This is a genomic window from Nostoc sp. DSM 114159 (assembly GCF_053470285.1).
Genome location: NZ_JBPFEH010000001.1, coordinates 3,548,690 through 3,565,575, shown reverse-complemented (window position 1 = coordinate 3,565,575; position 16,886 = coordinate 3,548,690). Strand labels below are relative to the sequence as shown.

12 protein-coding genes are annotated in these 16,886 nt (G+C 41.6%); 10 read left to right on the top strand and 2 right to left on the bottom strand.

From position 1 onward, the window contains the following. The first annotated feature begins 15 nt into the window (after positions 1 to 15). The 3 genes from ACR5KR_RS14645 (at position 16) to ACR5KR_RS14635 (ending at position 4,342) form a co-directional block, all read left to right on the top strand. The gene (locus ACR5KR_RS14645; RefSeq protein ID WP_322659462.1) at positions 16 to 621 is read left to right on the top strand and encodes a cell division protein SepF; all 606 of its coding nucleotides are present in this window, start codon (positions 16 to 18) and stop codon (positions 619 to 621) included. 106 nt (positions 622 to 727) lie between these two features. After that, a complete protein-coding gene (proC, locus tag ACR5KR_RS14640; RefSeq protein WP_445631740.1) occupies positions 728 to 1,546 on the top strand; it encodes a pyrroline-5-carboxylate reductase in 819 nt (272 codons plus the stop codon). A 120-nt stretch (positions 1,547 to 1,666) separates the two neighbouring features. Beyond that, positions 1,667 to 4,342, top strand: coding sequence for a DEAD/DEAH box helicase (locus ACR5KR_RS14635; RefSeq protein WP_445631741.1), 2,676 nt, complete (start codon positions 1,667 to 1,669; stop codon positions 4,340 to 4,342). A 221-nt stretch (positions 4,343 to 4,563) separates the two neighbouring features. Here the strand turns inward: ACR5KR_RS14635 and ACR5KR_RS14630 are convergent, their stop codons facing one another. Beyond that, positions 4,564 to 4,944 carry a hypothetical protein gene (locus ACR5KR_RS14630; RefSeq protein ID WP_445631742.1) on the bottom strand — a complete coding sequence of 127 codons (381 nt, stop codon included), beginning with the start codon at positions 4,942 to 4,944 and terminating at the stop codon, positions 4,564 to 4,566. A 719-nt stretch (positions 4,945 to 5,663) separates the two neighbouring features. On the opposite strand from ACR5KR_RS14630, the gene ACR5KR_RS14625 reads away from it, so the two are divergent. From ACR5KR_RS14625 to ACR5KR_RS14595, 7 genes are all read left to right on the top strand, one after another. Then, positions 5,664 to 7,652, top strand: coding sequence for a heavy metal translocating P-type ATPase (locus tag ACR5KR_RS14625; RefSeq protein ID WP_448267032.1), 1,989 nt, complete (start codon positions 5,664 to 5,666; stop codon positions 7,650 to 7,652). A 95-nt stretch (positions 7,653 to 7,747) separates the two neighbouring features. Next, a complete protein-coding gene (locus ACR5KR_RS14620; protein ID WP_448267031.1) occupies positions 7,748 to 8,425 on the top strand; it encodes a hypothetical protein in 678 nt (225 codons plus the stop codon). A gap of 230 nt (positions 8,426 to 8,655) precedes the next feature. Beyond that, positions 8,656 to 9,642, top strand: coding sequence for a hypothetical protein (locus ACR5KR_RS14615; protein WP_448267030.1), 987 nt, complete (start codon positions 8,656 to 8,658; stop codon positions 9,640 to 9,642). Then, positions 9,627 to 10,562, top strand: coding sequence for an AAA family ATPase (locus ACR5KR_RS14610; RefSeq protein WP_448267028.1), 936 nt, complete (start codon positions 9,627 to 9,629; stop codon positions 10,560 to 10,562). The genes ACR5KR_RS14615 and ACR5KR_RS14610 overlap by 16 nt, the downstream gene beginning before the upstream one ends. Next, positions 10,549 to 11,991 carry a VWA domain-containing protein gene (locus ACR5KR_RS14605; protein ID WP_448267027.1) on the top strand — a complete coding sequence of 481 codons (1,443 nt, stop codon included), beginning with the start codon at positions 10,549 to 10,551 and terminating at the stop codon, positions 11,989 to 11,991. The genes ACR5KR_RS14610 and ACR5KR_RS14605 overlap by 14 nt, the downstream gene beginning before the upstream one ends. Next, positions 11,988 to 14,102 carry a CHASE2 domain-containing protein gene (locus ACR5KR_RS14600; RefSeq protein WP_448267026.1) on the top strand — a complete coding sequence of 705 codons (2,115 nt, stop codon included), beginning with the start codon at positions 11,988 to 11,990 and terminating at the stop codon, positions 14,100 to 14,102. Before ACR5KR_RS14605 ends, ACR5KR_RS14600 begins: the two co-directional genes overlap by 4 nt. A gap of 148 nt (positions 14,103 to 14,250) precedes the next feature. Beyond that, positions 14,251 to 15,294: a caspase family protein gene (locus tag ACR5KR_RS14595; RefSeq protein ID WP_448267024.1), complete on the top strand. Its 1,044-nt coding sequence runs from the start codon at positions 14,251 to 14,253 to the stop codon at positions 15,292 to 15,294. A 408-nt stretch (positions 15,295 to 15,702) separates the two neighbouring features. Here the strand turns inward: ACR5KR_RS14595 and ACR5KR_RS14590 are convergent, their stop codons facing one another. Then, the gene (locus tag ACR5KR_RS14590) at positions 15,703 to 16,791 is read right to left on the bottom strand and encodes an aromatic ring-hydroxylating dioxygenase subunit alpha (RefSeq protein WP_448267023.1); all 1,089 of its coding nucleotides are present in this window, start codon (positions 16,789 to 16,791) and stop codon (positions 15,703 to 15,705) included. Between the last annotated feature and the right edge of the window lie 95 nt (positions 16,792 to 16,886).

Genomic DNA, 16,886 nt, shown 5'->3' with positions numbered 1-16,886 from the left:
GAGAGTACACACACAATGAACAACATTTTTTCCAAACTCAGAGACTTTGTGGGTCTAAATGAGCAAGTAGAATACGAGTATTACGAAGAAGAACCAGAAACAGATAATAATAATTACCAAAATCTGTATCAGCAAGAAAATCCCCAGCCAGCACCACAAGAGAGTCCAGCCGCTCAAAATCGACGCTGGCGGGAACCAGTGCCTACAATGGGAGATGATATGACAGCAGGTTCAAAGCCAATGGGGAATGTGATTGGTATGCCAGGAGCAATTAACGGAATTTCGGAAGTTTTAGTACTCGAACCACGCACCTTTGAAGAAATGCCCCAGGCAATTCAAGCGTTGCGCGAACGCAAGTCAGTGGTATTAAATCTGACAATCATGGACCCAGATCAAGCTCAACGAGCAGTAGATTTTGTTGCAGGTGGTACTTACGCACTAGATGGACATCAAGAGCGCATCGGTGAGAGCATCTTTTTGTTTACACCAAGTTGTGTCCAAGTTAGCACCCAAGGTGGCGTTCTTCATGAAGTACCACAACCACCAGTACGTCCCTCTCGTCCGACAACAGGTACTCCAAATCAAACCTGGGGCAACGAAACTAACCGGATGGCACAATAAAGTTAAATTAGTATTTAGTCCTTTGTCCTTTGTCATTTGTCCTGAGTTTTGCTCATGGTGACAAATGACAAACGACTAATGACTAATGACCAATGACTAATGACTAATGACTATAAAATTTGGCTTAATTGGTGGTGGGGTAATGGGAGAAGCGCTCTTATCCCGCCTTATCGCGCGTGGAATTTATCAATCATCAGAAGTCATAGTTAGCGAACCATTATCTTCACGCCTAGATTTTTTAAAGCAGCAATACGGTGTTGCTGTGACGACAGATAATAGCCAGGTTTTCACCGAAGCAAAAGAAGTTCTATTTTTGGCAGTAAAACCGCAGGTGTTTAGCGCGATCGCTCAAGAATTAGCAGATATTGATATTCTTAATAGAGAACATTCACCTCTGATCGTTTCTATTTTGGCGGGTGTGCCCTTAAGTCAGCTAGAAGCTGCATTTGTGCAATTGCCAGTGATTAGAGCAATGCCCAACACCCCGGCCACTGTGGGAGCAGGAGTTACCGCGATTTGTTCAGGTGCATATACTAATGCCTTGCATCACCAAATAGCACAGCAAATTTTTTCTGCTGTGGGTGAAGTGGTGGAAGTTTCAGAAGGGCTGATGGATGCAGTTACAGGGCTATCTGGTAGCGGCCCCGCTTACGTGGCGCTCATGGTAGAAGCACTTGCAGATGGCGGAGTAGCCGCAGGTTTACCTAGAGTAATTGCTAATCAACTAGCCTTGCAAACCGTACTGGGAACAGCAAAACTGTTGCAGGAAACCAAAATACACCCAGCAGAACTCAAAGATCGCGTTACCAGTCCCGGCGGTACAACCATTGCGGGGATTGCCAAGCTAGAACAGGCAGGATTTCGTTCCGCTTTAATTGAAGCAGTCAAAGCTGCCACAGAGCGATCGCAAGAACTGGGAAAATAAATAAGAGTCATTTGTCATTAGTTTTAGACAAAGGACAAAGGACAAATGACAAATGACCACTAACGAAGTTGACAAAAGACTCGTTAGTATAGTAAACAATCTGGTTGCAAATGTGATTGAGTGAATTATCCTGCACCGTCTCCAGAACTTGACTTAGGGTTTATATTTCCCTTTGAACTGGATCAGTTTCAAAAAGAAGCGATCGCGTCCCTGAACGCTGGGCGCTCTGTAGTTGTATGTGCCCCCACAGGTTCGGGGAAAACATTAGTCGGGGAATACGCTATTTATCGCGCCCTAGCGCGAGGAAAACGCGTGTTTTATACTACTCCCCTGAAGGCGCTGTCGAATCAAAAATTACGTGACTTTCGAGAAAAATTCGGCTTCGATCGAGTCGGGCTGTTAACTGGAGATGCTTCCATTAACAGGGATGCACCGATTTTGGTGATGACCACAGAAATTTTCCGAAATATGCTCTATGGCACACCCATTGGGCAAATCGGCATCTCATTAGTAGACGTTGAAGCGGTGATCCTTGATGAGTGCCACTACATGAACGATCGCCAGCGCGGTACTGTTTGGGAAGAATCAATCATCTATTGTCCCCGTGAAGTGCAACTAGCAGCCCTCTCAGCAACGGTTGCCAATAGCGATCAACTCACCGATTGGCTAAACCGCGTTCACGGACCAACTGACCTGATTTACTCCGATTTTCGCCCAGTCCCCTTAGAATTTCACTTTTGCAATCCCAAAGGGCTATTTCCCCTGCTGAATGATAGCAAAACCAAAATTAACCCCCGCCTTCAGAAGAAAAAAGGGAAAGGGGGAGAAAGAGATAGGGGGAGAAATGGTAGACCGGAAGCTCCGGGTATAATTTTTATCCTTAGCCAATTAGAGCAACGGGATATGCTACCAGCAATTTACTTTATCTTCAGCCGCCGGGGATGTGATAAAGCGGTGGCGGAAGTGGGTGATTTATGGCTGGTAAATAATGAAGAGTCTCAGATTTTGCGGCAACAGATTGATGACTTTTTAGCTCGCAATCCCGAAGCTGGACGTTCTGGACAAATTGCGCCTCTGTATCGGGGAATTGCTGCCCACCATGCTGGGATTTTACCTGCTTGGAAAGCACTGGTAGAAGAACTATTTCAGCAAGGGCTGATTAAAGTAGTATTCGCCACCGAGACACTAGCAGCAGGAATTAATATGCCCGCCCGGACAACGGTAATTTCTACCCTTTCCAAGCGGACTGATACCGGACACCGCCTGTTGAACGCTTCCGAATTCCTACAAATGGCAGGACGAGCAGGCCGCCGGGGAATGGACAAACAAGGTCATGTGGTGACAGTCCAAACTCCCTTTGAAGGAGCCAAAGAAGCCGCGTATTTGGGAACATCCAAGCCAGACCCTCTAGTAAGCCAGTTTACGCCCAGTTATGGCATGGTACTCAACTTGCTGCAAACCCATACCCTAGAACAAACCAGGGAACTGATAGAGCGCAGTTTTGGGCAGTACATGGCGACCTTGCATTTACGGCCAGAATACGATGAGATTGCCGAATTGCAAACCCAATTAGCTCAACTTCATGAGCAAATCGCCGCAGTTAATGAAAATGAACTGGCTGTTTATGAAAAATTGCGGCAACGCCTGAAGGTGGAACGCCAGATATTGAAAACTTTGCAAGAGCAAGCACAGGAAGACCGCCAAGAGGAATTGGTGATGATGTTAGGCTTTGCAGTGTCAGGAACTCTATTGAGTCTCAAAGGCAAAAATATCACAGTGTCTTCACCCGTAACGGCAGTTTTAGTGGGGAAATCACCCGGTTCTGGTCAAGCTCCTTACTTGGTATGCTTGGGGCACGATAACCGCTGGTATGTGGCAACCACAGGGGATGTAGTCGATTTGTATGCCGAACTGCCGCGAATTGAAGTGCCGCCTGATGTATTACCACCGCCAGAGATGCCTTTGAAGCCAGGACAATCGCGCCGTGGTAACGAAGAAAGCTTTGCGATCGCCGTGCGTATTCCCAATCCGATAGAATCTTTGCATCTAGCACCAGAAGTAGCAGAACAACTCAGTCACGTTACTGCTGTTCAAGAGCAATTAGAAGCTCATCCCCTACATCAATCAGGCAATGCGGCAACGCTTTTCAAACGTCGGGCCCGTTATGTCGAACTAGAAGCCGAACTCGAACAGTTGCAAGGGCATGTAGAGCAACAGTCACAACGTCATTGGGAAGAATTTCTCAATTTAATCGCCATTCTGCAACACTTTGACGCTTTGGATAACTTAGTTCCCACACAATTAGGGCAAATCGCTGCCGCCATTCGAGGGGAAAATGAATTGTGGTTGGGTTTAGTATTCGCTAGTGGTGAATTGGACAATTTAGACCCGCATCATTTAGCAGCAGCAGCAGCGGCTTTGGTGATGGAAACGCCCCGTCCAGATAGCAAGGTTAACTTTGATCTAAGTAATGAAGTGACAGAAGCTTTGAAAAAATTGCGGGGAATTCGCCACCAAATGTTCCAACGACAACGACGCTATAACGTAGCACTGCCGATATGGTTGGAATTTGAGTTGATTGCCATAGTCGAACAATGGGCGCTGGGAATGGAGTGGACAGAACTCTGCGAGAACACTACCTTGGATGAAGGCGATGTAGTGAGAATTTTACGCCGGACTTTGGATTTATTGTCGCAGATACCCCACATTCCCCATTTGCGAGACTCTTTCTTGCGTAATGCCTATCGGGCGATGCAGTTGATTGATAGATTCCCTGTGAATGAGGTGGTTGAATAAATAGGAAGTGGCAATTTCTGTGCGTCTTTTTCTCTCAGTACTTATGCAAAAATAGTTGCTGTTGGGGCAATTCATAAATTGCCCCAGCAATGAACTTACATATTATCAAATAATAGTAGTGGTACTTAGTTAAAAATGCTTTTTTGGTTTCGTATATTTTTTATGCGTGATTAATCGTGGTATCTAACAAAAGTTATAGTCGCTATCAGCGCTATTCAATCTTAGTACACCAAGTTTCCAGTACCCTGCAACTGACGCAAAGAATTTATACATAATGGACAGTCGCAACCAAATACCCTAATTGCAGCATCGCTTTCCTCTTCAGTAAAGTTCAACATGGCAACATTCCGATCTGATACTGATGTGACAATTGTTGAGGAACTTTTAGAGGTATACGGACGTTTTCTCTCCGAATCTCGAATGCACACAAAATCTTGTCCGCCATGTGGGTTAGTGATACAGGTACGACCGTCTTGTGTGTGCAGTAATCTCTGTGTAATGCTACCACTAGCATGGGCAGGATGAAATGTTACCAGCGTAGACATCATTGACACAAAAATTGAGGAACTGGAAAGCAAATTCAGAAGAATTTTTTTGTTCATAGATTTCCTTGAGAAAATTGTCTATTAGATTAGGGTATTCGATTAACTTTCAAACTTCAAGTGAATTTTCCCTGAGAATAGCTAGATAGACACTTGTTACCCAAAAAAGTTCCATCTCTACACCAGTTCGACCGGAAATTATTTACTACATCATAATTCAGCAATCAAACAGGCTTGATATATCGCTTTTAGACGCAACCTTATACAATTGAGCAAATTTCAATCCGCTGTATATTGCCAAGACGGTTATTATTTGCTTGCTCTAAGTATAAAAGCTTAATTAAATTAGAGCTAGTAATTAGCCCTTCTAGCCCTTTAAATTCTTATACAGAGCAATAAATTGTTCGCTACGAACAAAAGTTATATTTTACAAATTATATACAATTGAAAGCCGCTATAGCTATCTTTACAAAATTAAAAATTTTAATTTTAATCAAAAGGTAGTTGATGTATTTAGCAATAAATTTGAGATAGATTCTAATACTGTTCGGTTAAGACAAGAGACGCGATGAATCGCCGTCTCTACAATAATCAGTCTTTCGTGTTGATGGCAATTTATGGCATCTTTAGCGATCTCAAATTTTCATCAAAAAACATTAACCGAATCGGATTGAGATAGATTATCGTTCTTGAAATATGAACTTGTAAAAACTTCTTTTTTTCATTACATTTAAAAAAAGGCTCATATCTCAATTAATTTACTAGCCTACATATAAAAAATGAAGCAGAAAGTACATTCGGAATCTTCAGATTGTTGCAGCTGTGAACATGACCATCACGAGAATCATAACCATGTTCATAATCATGATGATAATCATAACCATGACCACAATCATGAACATGGGGGAGAATTCAATCTGAAAAATGAGCTATTGCCTTTGGTAGCAATTTTAAGTTTATATGCGCCTGGTGTGATTTTTGAAAATCAATTACACAATACATTCTACTCAATAGGAGAATATCTACTTTTCATTCCTGCTTATTTATTAAGTGGATGGAGTGTTTTAAAAACTGCTGGACGCAATATAGTCCGAGGTAGAGTATTTGATGAAACCTTTTTAATGACGGTAGCAACATTAGGAGCGATCGCAATTCATAAATTACCCGAAGCTGTCGGAGTTATGTTATTTTATAAAATTGGAGAATTGTTTCAAGATATTGCCGTCAGTCGCTCTCGTAATTCGATCAAATCATTATTGGAAATCCGCCCAGACTATGCAAATATCCAAATAGAAGGAGAACTGAAGAAAGTATCGCCAGAAACAGTAAACATTGGAGATATTATTGTTGTAAAGCCGGGAGAAAAGATTCCTTTAGATGGCGAAATTATAGATGGTAATTCGCAAGTTGATACATCTGCATTAACTGGAGAATCTGTACCGCGAACGGTAAGAATTGGAGAAACAGTTTTTGCTGGGACGATTAACAAAATAGGTGCGCTCGTCATTAGAGTCACAAAACTATTTGATGAATCTTCTATTGCCAAGATTTTAGATTTGGTACAAAATGCCAAAAGTAAAAAAGCAGCAACAGAAAAGTTTATTAATAAATTTGCCCAATATTATACACCAATCGTAGTTTTTACATCGCTAGCAGTTGCAATATTGCCTCCTTTGTTCATTTCGGGTGCAACTTCTTCCGAATGGGTTTATCGGGCCCTGATTTTGCTAGTTATCTCCTGTCCGTGTGGACTCGTTATCAGTATTCCATTAGGTTACTTTGGAGGTGTGGGAGGTGCAGCTAGACGTGGGATTTTGGTTAAAGGCTCTACTTTTTTAGATACTTTAAATGCAGTTAATACAGTTGTTTTTGATAAAACTGGGACGTTAACTCAAGGTGTATTCAAAGTAGTAGAGATAGTACCATTAAATGGCTGGAATGAACAAGAACTGCTGCTATTAGCTGCTAAAGTAGAATCGCACTCAAATCATCCCATCGCTCAATCTATCTGCAAGGCTTATGGTGGAAAAATCGATGAATTTGAGATCGGAGATTATGAAGAAATAGCAGGCTATGGAATTCGAGCCAAGATTGAAAATAGGGTAGTAATAGCGGGAAGCGATCGCTTATTACATAGAGAGAAGATTTCTCACGATAATTGCCAGTTAGAGGGAACAGTTATTCACCTAGCAGTGGATAATATTTACGCTGGCTATATTGTGATTGCTGATGAACTCAAAGAAGATGCAAGACTTGCTATTCAAGCACTCAAGCGAATAGGTGTAGAGAGAACAGTAATGTTGACAGGAGATAATCAAGCGATCGCTTCCCGAATTGCCCAACAGCTTGGTATAGATACCTACGAAGCAGAGTTATTACCTGAAGAAAAAGTTAATGCCATTGAAAAGTTACTCAGCACCGCTGCCAAGCATGGTAAAGTTGCCTTTGTTGGAGATGGAATTAATGATGCCCCAGTGATTGCTAGAGCAGATGTTGGTATGGCAATGGGTGGATTAGGCTCAGATGCAGCGATCGAAACTGCCGATATTGTAATCGTGACAGATGCACCATCGAAAGTGGCAGAAGCAATCCAAATCGCCAGAAAAACAAGACAAATTGTTTGGCAAAATATTGGATTTGCGTTAGCAATTAAAGGTGTATTTATTGGATTGGGTATTTTCGGGATAGCGACAATGTGGGAAGCTGTATTTGCTGATGTCGGAGTAGCAATGCTGGCAATTTTAAACGCAACTAGAGCGATGAAATAAAATTTTGGGAAAATTGGGAATCTGTAATTGGGAAATTGTAGTAGTTAAACTATGAGTACTTCTCACTCATATTCTGCTACCCAATAGTAAAACCCATGAATTCATCAATCAAAGGCATTGCTACAGCTACTTTAGCTTTACTGCTAAACTATTCAGCAAACCCAGCCTTTGCACTACCCCAGAAAATCAATCACCCAATTACTGTTGCTAAATCGCAACCCTTAAAAGATACCTTAATTGTTCCTGGGGAAAGAGTTGGCCCGATAACACGCACAACCACCAAACAGGATTTAGTCAAACTGTTTGGTGCATCCCATCTCGTTGATAAAACAATTTCTGGTGCTGAAGGAATAGGTAGTTTTGCAGCTACTCAGGTAAATCTAAATCAGGGGCGATCGCTCTTGGTAGTTTGGAGTGATAATACTCGTACCAAACCTTTAGATGTGCGTAACCTGGGTTGGGCTTGGAAAACCCGCGAAGGTATTGGAGTGGGAACCCCATTGAGCGAGTTACGTAAAAAATTAGGTAATTTTAAACTCTATGGATTGGGTTGGGATTACGGCGGCACGATTTTGTTAGATAGTAGTAAATTATCCCGTTATCAAGGCAAAATCATTTTACGAGTAGACGCTGCTCCCAATGCTTCTGAAAAATTCCCCAATGACTATCAAGCGGTGTCTGGAGATAGTACTTTTTCCTCCAGCAATCCCCACTGGAAACCTTTGGGAATTAGGCTTGCAGAAATTATCGTTGTATTGAATTCAAGTCAGTAGTGGTATGCTAAACATCAGTTTGCTTGCTAGAATGTAGGAAGACTATGGAGATAAAGTTTTTATACTAGTTTTATAACTGGTAAATTACATAAGTAATAAATTATACAAATGACATCTCCTGTCGCAATAATATTTTAGCTATTGAAATCAAACACATTAAACCAGATTTGTAGATCGATAATCTGGCTAGTCGTAGTGAGTAAAGATTAGTTAACTCAAAAAGTATCTGCATGTCTTCCGAGCAGCATCTACAACAAGAAATTGATGCATTACAAGAGCAAGATTATCTAGTAGCCGAGAAGTTAAAAAGGTTGCGTCACGATTATGCGATCGCAACAGATACTCTTATTCGCTTCCAATTAGAAAAGCAAATTGAACAAACTGAAGGTGAGCTAAAAGAATTGGATCGGCAGCTTGATGATCTCGAACAAACTTTATCTAGTGAAAAAGTGTATCGTGCTTTGCTGAAATTGGGCTATCGAGAGCAGACGCGAGCATTTCGGAGATTTATTGAGACTAATTCAGTAGGAGCCTTTCTAATCCACGGTTCACTTTATTATGGTCAACGCTGGTTGTTAAATCGGTTAATGCGACAAAATCTTCCCAATATTATGACGGGAAAGGTTGTGCGAATTGAACTCAGTCGCATTGCTCGGAGAAGTGACAGTGCTGCATTGTGGCGGGAACTTAGTGGTAGAGTTGGTCTGGGTAGACAAAGCTCAATTCCTGAAATTGCCGAACGAGTTTATCAATGGTGGCTCACTCAAAATGTTCTGCTAATTTTATATGATGTCGATTGTCTTTCGGAAGGTCTTTTGCACGATCTGATCCGAGATTTCTGGTTACTATTAGCGGCTAAAGTTAAGACGGCTAGCCCGCAAGCGAGTCAATTCAAATTATTAATGTTCCTAGTAGATTATGACGGCTGCGTAGGTAGTTGGAATATTCCTTTTGTAGAACGACTCGACTCTACTTGGAAGCCAGATAACCCTGTGAAACTGCCTGAGATTAACCAGTTTTCTGACGAGGAACTGACTAACTGGCTAGAGTATGCAGCAGATGAATTGCCTACTAAACTCATAGATCAGTTAGATGAAACAGTACAAATAATACTGAAAAATAGTGATAATGGCATTCCCGAACCCGCATTAGGCGAAATTTGTCACCTGTCTGGCTGTAATTGGTATGACGAAGAGGAAAAATGGTTAAGGCTGTAGGCGTAAAACTCTTGGAATATACAGGTAAAGTGCAGCCCCAGCTAGGAGAAAGGGGGGCAAACGGACAGCTATTATATCCCTATTTACCTAATCCTGAACTGGTAGAAGCAGTTAACTTAGCGATTTACTTGGAACGTCCCTTACTCCTGAAAGGTGAACCGGGATGCGGTAAGACTCAACTTGCAAGTGCAGTTGCTTACGAGCTAGGTTTGAACTTGGAAGCTTGGTATGTCAAATCCACTAGTCGGGCAAGGGATGGCTTGTATAACTACGATGCCGTTGGACGGTTGCGGGATGCCCAGCTAGCTGCTTCCAATCGCCTTACAGTAGAACAAATCCAGCGAATTGATGACCCAACTACGTATGTACGCTGGGGGCCTCTAGGACGGTCATTTCAGCAAGAAAATCGCACTGTCGTACTGATTGACGAAATTGATAAAGCTGATATTGACTTTCCCAACGACCTGCTGCTGGAATTAGATGAGCGGCGGTTTATTGTCGAGGAAACAGGTCAGGAAATTGAGGCTAAGGCAGCGCCAATTGTTTTAATCACCAGCAATGATGAGAAAGATTTGCCAGATGCATTCTTGCGTCGGTGCTTGTTTCACTATGTTGAATTTCCTAGCCGTGAGCGGTTGATACAGATTATTAACGCTCTATTTCCTACTTCATCCCAAGCTTTGGTGGATAAAGCCATAGTTCGCTTCCTACTGCTGCGCGAAGAAATGCGAAAAGATAAAGGGGAGGCTGGCAAGAAAGTTAGTACCAGCGAATTAATTGACTGGTTTCGTGTCCTGCGTCGGTATCCTCAAGATGAGGCTCTGGCACAACTGGATGGCAAGATACCTTATGCTGGCGTGTTGCTGAAAAGTTGGGATGACCATATACGCTATTTGAGACAGAGCCGTGGACGTGAATGATTTGCCTCTACTAGAACTTTTTACTAAACTGCGCGAAGCTGGCTTACCGCTAGGAATTGATGAGTATCAGTTAGTTTTGCAAGCTATGCAAGCTGGCTTTGGAATTAATGACCAAGCTGCTTTAAAGCGTCTGTGCCAGACTTTGTGGATCAAATCTGCTGAGGAGTTGCGATTATTTGAATATCACTTTGAGCAAGTGATAGGCAGTAAGGCTGTCTTGACAATCTTGCCAACATTGACTACAACTCGGCAGCGTCAGCTTTCTCAAATAACTCGCTATGTAGCTTTAGCAGGAGCTTGCATTATAGGAGCCGGGATTATTTGGGGGATAACAAGCAGAAATCAAAATCAGACTACCAAAGATTCAGCAATTCAATTTCAGCCGTCCAAATCAAACAATTCAACTTCAACTCCAGGAACTAATCCTACTGCGACTACAGCACCGCAGACGAATCAAACCCAGAGTGAGAGTAATTGGAAAGCGATCGCCCCATTTATAACTCTCGGTTTTCAAGTAGTTGGAATAGGGTTAGCTTCTGTATCTGTCTTAACTGCTATATATACAATTATTAGATGGCTGACTCAGCAATTATCTAAACAAACAGCCAATGATGATAACTCCCTTCTCCAAGCAAGTATAGACACACCCACTTCAAATATCTCTTCAAGTTTGACTCAAGTAATTGAAGATGAAGTACAAGTCGCTCAAGCAGTTTTGCAAGCAACCAGCAGGAACAACCAAACTTCTGACAATCAGTTTATTCTTTCTTTTGATTACCTACCTGTCACTCAACGGCAGATGAAGCAGTTGTGGCGGCACTTGCGCCGGATGAGCCGGGAGGGAGTGCCAACTGAGTTGGATGTCGAAACAACAATCAAACAAATTGGATACCAAGGCACTTTTTTAGAACCTATAATTGTACCGCGTCGGGTGAACCGAACTGAATTGCTGTTACTTATTGACCAAGATGGTTCGATGGTACCGTTTCATTCTTTATCACAACGTTTGGTAGAAACTGCTCTCCGAGGAGGACGTTTAGGAAGATCCCATATCTATTACTTTCATAACTGTCCAGTAGAATATCTTTACCAAGACCCTAATCATCAACAAGCTGAACTGATTGAAAATGTTTTAGTCCAACTGCGTCAAGAACGAACTGTTGTACTCATTTTTAGTGATGCAGGTGCGGCTCGTGGTGGTTTCAATCCAGAACGTATTGATTTAACTGGGGCATTTGTGAAACAACTCAAGCAATATGTTCGCCATATCGTATGGCTAAATCCAATGCCGCGATCGCGTTGGCTTGGCACTACAGCTGGAGAAATTGTCCATCTAATCCCGATGTATGAAGTCAACCGCCGAGGTATGCAGGAAGCAATTGATGTCTTGCGTGGACGCTCTGGGAACTTTCAGGAGCGGATAAAATGAGTAAAATCAAACCTGAAGTGGCTAACCGACGCATTGAGTCTTTTAAAAAACGTTTTGGAAAAGCGCATTTATATTTAGCTTATCATGCGGCTTTTGCCTTAGCGCTCACACCCGATTTGTTATATCGTTTGTGGGCTAATTTCCAGCGAGATATTCATGGCCAAGTGCTAAATATCCCTTGGGTAGCTGTAGCGGATCTGTTGCTTTCTAGCCTATATGACGAAGTTGGGCATGAACTCTACGAGATGGATTTAGCAATACGAAAGGAACTGCTTAAATCTTTGAAGGAAGACCCAGATTTTGGTAAACAGCGACTTGATGAACTTGCTAACTTTCTACTCGATTACATTCACCCACAACTTTGTAACAATGATCCTGATATTCAAGACCTTGCCCAAGCTCAACGATGGACTGCTTTAGCTTATGTACTTCCTAGTGAAGCAGCTCGCGAACTAGCATTGACTTTCTCAAAATTGGATCAAAATCAAGAAAAAGCAGAAATATTACGATTAGCCTCATTAGTAGAAACAGTTGCCGAACCACTAGCAGAATTTGAGCCATTATTAATATACACCCGTGGAATGGTAAGCTTTTTCCGTGGGAATTTAGAAAGCGCGGCAACTCAGTTTATAAAACTTCCTATTTATCATAATCAAATACAAGTTGCTGGAATAAATTTACTCGTTCCTGAAGAAATTATCAAAGCAACAGAGATAGTAACAGAGCATTCTAGAAACGACATTAGCCGATCGGAAAAACAAAAAATTCTAAGTTCAACCCTTAAAGTATTTAGTAGACAAGTCGCAAGTGGACAAAAGTTAATTAACAATCGCGAAACTTCATATACTAGGCATCCCTTTAATACAGCTACTAATAGAGGGTGGTTGCAAACTCTTTTGGTCACAAGTGTAGGAGTCACCGCCTTTATCTGGGGAGTTCGGGAACTCAAATGGTTACAGCCTTGGGAGTTAAGAGTTTACGATCAGATGTTGCGATCGCGTCCAGCAGAAGCACCCGATCGGCGGATTTTGCTAGTAACAATCACTGATGAGGATCTCAAACGAGAGAAATGGCCTCTATCAGATGGGACAATCAATCAGCTATTAAAGAAAATAGAGTCTTATCAACCGCGAATTGTTGGTTTATATCTTTTCCGACCAGAAGACAAGAATTTAGCGGCTAATCTCCAAAATCAAGATAACATTGTCACTACCTGTTTGTTCAGCAGTTTGGGTAGAGATGAAATTCCCCCGCCGCCGAATGTCCCTATTGATAATGTTGGGTTTAGCGATGTGGTCGCTGACAATGAAAACGACCAAAGTCTCCGCCGCATTTTATTATTTGCCAACTCTACAGACAAGAAATGTACAACATCATTTGCATTTGGTGCATTAATTGCAATTAATTATCTAGAAAAACAAGGTATTGAATACGATTTCACTAAAAAAGGAGATTTTATCTTAGGTAAAACCTTGTTTGTGCGTTTACAACCTAATTCTGGTGGCTACCAACATTTGGATACACAGGGCTATCAAATATTATTAAATTACCGTCACCCCAATAGCCTCGCCGACCAAGTAAGCCTCACAGATGTTCTTAGCGATCGAGTCAACCCCAGTTTATTCAAAGACCGTCTGGTAATTATTGGCACTACAGCAGCTAATATCCCTCCAAGTGGCTTTTATACGCCCTACAGCGCTTTACCAGATCAACCAGCTAGAATGCCTGCTCTGTTTATTCATGCACAGATAGCAAGTCAACTCATCAGTACAGTGTTGGATGGGCGACCCTTGATTTGGTATTGGCCAAACTGGGCAGAACTTATTTGGGTGTGGGGCTGGTCACTAGTAGGTGGGATTATAGCATGGCGCATACATCATCCTCTTTTTTTATCACTGGCAAGTGGAATAGCGATGGTCGTCCTATCTGGCTTTTGTATTACGCTCTTTTTCCAAGCTGCTTGGATACCAATTATCCCACCAGCATTAGCTTTAGTATTGACTAGCACAAGCGTAATGATCTATGTAAGGTTTCAAGCTCGAATAGCTAGTAAAATAACTGAGGAATCTTACAAAAATAACCTACCCAATAATTTGACAAAGAAAAACTAATCTGATTTTTAATTTTAGTGCTTTTGCATAACTAAGGATAGGAAAGCATCCTAAGTCTCTTGAACAAGTACATAAGCAAAGTAAAATTTCATCGCACCTTCCCACAAGTTATACAGTATAAAAGGCGATCGCATTCCTCATGTACCGCATGACAAACCAAACTTTTACCAACGGTTATGCATTACTTATTGGCGTAGGTGCTGATTTACCAGTCACCGTCAAAGATGCAACGGCTTTACGAGATATACTGATTGATAGCGATCGCGCCGCCTATCCACTAGAACAAGTCACACTGCTAACCGAAACCTCTGCAACTCGGCAAAATATCCTCGCAGCTTTTGACCAAATCATCGCCCAGGTCAATCAAAATTCTGATGCGATAGTCATCATTTACTACTCTGGTCACGGTGGACGCATCCAGCGCACCAATGAATACTTCCTTGTACCATTCGGCTATGACCCCAGTCAACGCGCAGACACAGCTATCTCAGGTGTAGAATTTACCCAAAAAATTGAAGCAATTACAGCGCGTAAACTCGTAGTTTTATTAGATTGCTGTCATGCAAGCGGCGTTCCAGCTTTGAAGGAACCAGGAGAAACCTTTGTAAAATCACCCTTACCGCCGGAACTGTTAAATGTGCTAGGAACAGGAAGCGGTCGAGTTGTGGTTGCTTCTTCACGAGAAGACGAATATTCCTACACAGGTCAACCCTACAGTGCTTTTACAGATTGCTTGTTGGAAGCTTTGCAAGGTAAAGCAGCCGTGAATAAGGATGGCTATACACGTATTCTTGATATTTTAGTTTACTTGTTTGACCAAGTGCCAAAAAGAGCATCAGGGCCGCAGCACCCGTTTGTAAATAAAGTGCTGGATTTGGGCGATAATTTTCCCCTTTGCTATTACGCAGGTGGAAGTAAATTTTTATCTGGTGAAGCAGCAACTATTGAAACTAGTCCAATTTCTACTAGCTTAACTCCTGGACAACGACGGCGATCGCAACAAAAACTAGACGCACTTCAGGCAGAATTTGACATCCGCAGCGAGAAGTTTAAGCAGATGAACAAAGCTTTGGCTATTGAGGCTGGTACGGCAGTCAAGTTTCAATTAGAACATCAACTTCTTGATGAAGAGGCAAAACTAGCATATCTTAACGATGAGCTTGATAAACTTGAGTCTGCATTACAATCATGAGACTTATGTAAATATACAGTTATTTGGTACATAAAAATCAGGATTTACTCACTTATAAACAAGGAAAATAGAGATATTCAGTTAATTGGTGTTTGTTTATACTATTTCATTTTTTTGTAGTCGTTATACTCATAACTTAGGTTCTACCTGGGAATTAGGAAGTGGCTTTGCCACTTCTTTTATTTATCTAGTAATCCAGTAAAAAAGTAACTTTGTTAAACTTTTAATTTTTATTAAGTGTTATATCATTTCAGAAAATACTTGCTAGACATACATTGGTAGAGGCGTACATCTATACGCCCCTACAAACGATTCATTTCTTGCAAAGATTGTTGACAATAGTTATGATATCGTGTGCGTTTAATTGGCCAAGCAGTCTGACGGAATTTTGGTCATATAAACATGATGTTAGTCATTACTCATTGTATCTTCCCATCTCTCACGCCTGAGCTTGCTCTCCACATCGCGCGATCGCATTTCTTGCCAAGTCCCCCACATTAGAGATTGCTGTTTTTCAACATGGTTAATAAACTGCATAATTGAGTAATCTGCTTTGATGGGGGTTTTCAAATCAAACTGAATTGTTTGAAGAATCTTGATGTCACCCATGAGAAAGTATTTAGCCGCAATCTTAGTCAGCCATAGCACAACTCGATTGCATAACCAACCAAAAACTCCTTTACGTTTTTTAGTCATCAATAGAACTTGACCTTCAGTTTTTCCCCCTTCGTAGAGGCGAACTGCAACCATCATGTGGACATGAAAGAAATCAGGACCAAGTGTTACAATGCCAATGCTACCGTACCAATAGCAAATACTGTAAGTTATGACATTTTTGTAGAAAAGACGGATGAGCTTAATCAAAAAGAAATTGTCTTTGATGGGTGTAGTATTACTGAAGATAATTGCATTCTCGTTTAGTTCGTGTCTTTCAAAAATAATTTCTAGTGGCAATTTGTGAACTGTATTGAGGTGTTGAGCATCAATTGCATTAATCATCACCACATTGGGATGACAGTTCAGCAAGAAGTGGGAATGGATGGCGACATCACACTCTTTTTGCTCTAATTCTGGAACAAAAGGTAGGGGTTGCTGTGGTATTTCTCCAGTCCAAACCCAAATCATCCCATATTTTTCAGCAGTGGGCCAAGTTTGTAATTTTAGGGAAGGTGGTATATCTAAACACGGGATGTCAATACACATCCCCTCAGCATCAAACTTCCAGTGGTGGAAAAAACAACGTAGTCCATTACCCTCAACTTTGCCTTCAGCAAGGTGAGCGCCCATGTGTGGACAGTAAGCATCTAAGGTAACTACTCTTTTATCTTTCCCACGGTAAATTACTAATTCTCTACCCAAAATCGTGACAGGTTTTACTTCACCCACCCGCAGATTTTGAGAGGGTGTTACCCAATACCATCCCTCAATAAAACGCTCTGGATTATTGAAAATTTTAGGTTTACGGATTGAGCTAAAAGTCTGCGAGTTGAGATTCATTTTTATGGTTTCACTTGAAGTGAAGCAGTTGATCTAGAAATAACATGGCAACTTCAAAAAAACAGTTACTTTCAGTACCATGAGAAACAGCTACC

Excerpts from the sequence above, each read along its gene's own strand:
- ACR5KR_RS14625 (WP_448267032.1), top strand. The coding sequence starts at position 5,664 with ATGAAGCAGAAAGTACATTCGGAATCTTCAGATTGTTGCAGCTGTGAA.
- ACR5KR_RS14630 (WP_445631742.1), bottom strand. The coding sequence starts at position 4,944 with ATGAACAAAAAAATTCTTCTGAATTTGCTTTCCAGTTCCTCAATTTTT.
- ACR5KR_RS14645 (WP_322659462.1), top strand. The coding sequence starts at position 16 with ATGAACAACATTTTTTCCAAACTCAGAGACTTTGTGGGTCTAAATGAG.
- ACR5KR_RS14620 (WP_448267031.1), top strand. The coding sequence starts at position 7,748 with ATGAATTCATCAATCAAAGGCATTGCTACAGCTACTTTAGCTTTACTG.
- ACR5KR_RS14590 (WP_448267023.1), bottom strand. The coding sequence starts at position 16,791 with ATGAATCTCAACTCGCAGACTTTTAGCTCAATCCGTAAACCTAAAATT.
- ACR5KR_RS14615 (WP_448267030.1), top strand. The coding sequence starts at position 8,656 with ATGTCTTCCGAGCAGCATCTACAACAAGAAATTGATGCATTACAAGAG.
- ACR5KR_RS14595 (WP_448267024.1), top strand. The coding sequence starts at position 14,251 with ATGACAAACCAAACTTTTACCAACGGTTATGCATTACTTATTGGCGTA.
- ACR5KR_RS14600 (WP_448267026.1), top strand. The coding sequence starts at position 11,988 with ATGAGTAAAATCAAACCTGAAGTGGCTAACCGACGCATTGAGTCTTTT.
- proC (WP_445631740.1), top strand. The coding sequence starts at position 728 with ATGACTATAAAATTTGGCTTAATTGGTGGTGGGGTAATGGGAGAAGCG.
- ACR5KR_RS14610 (WP_448267028.1), top strand. The coding sequence starts at position 9,627 with ATGGTTAAGGCTGTAGGCGTAAAACTCTTGGAATATACAGGTAAAGTG.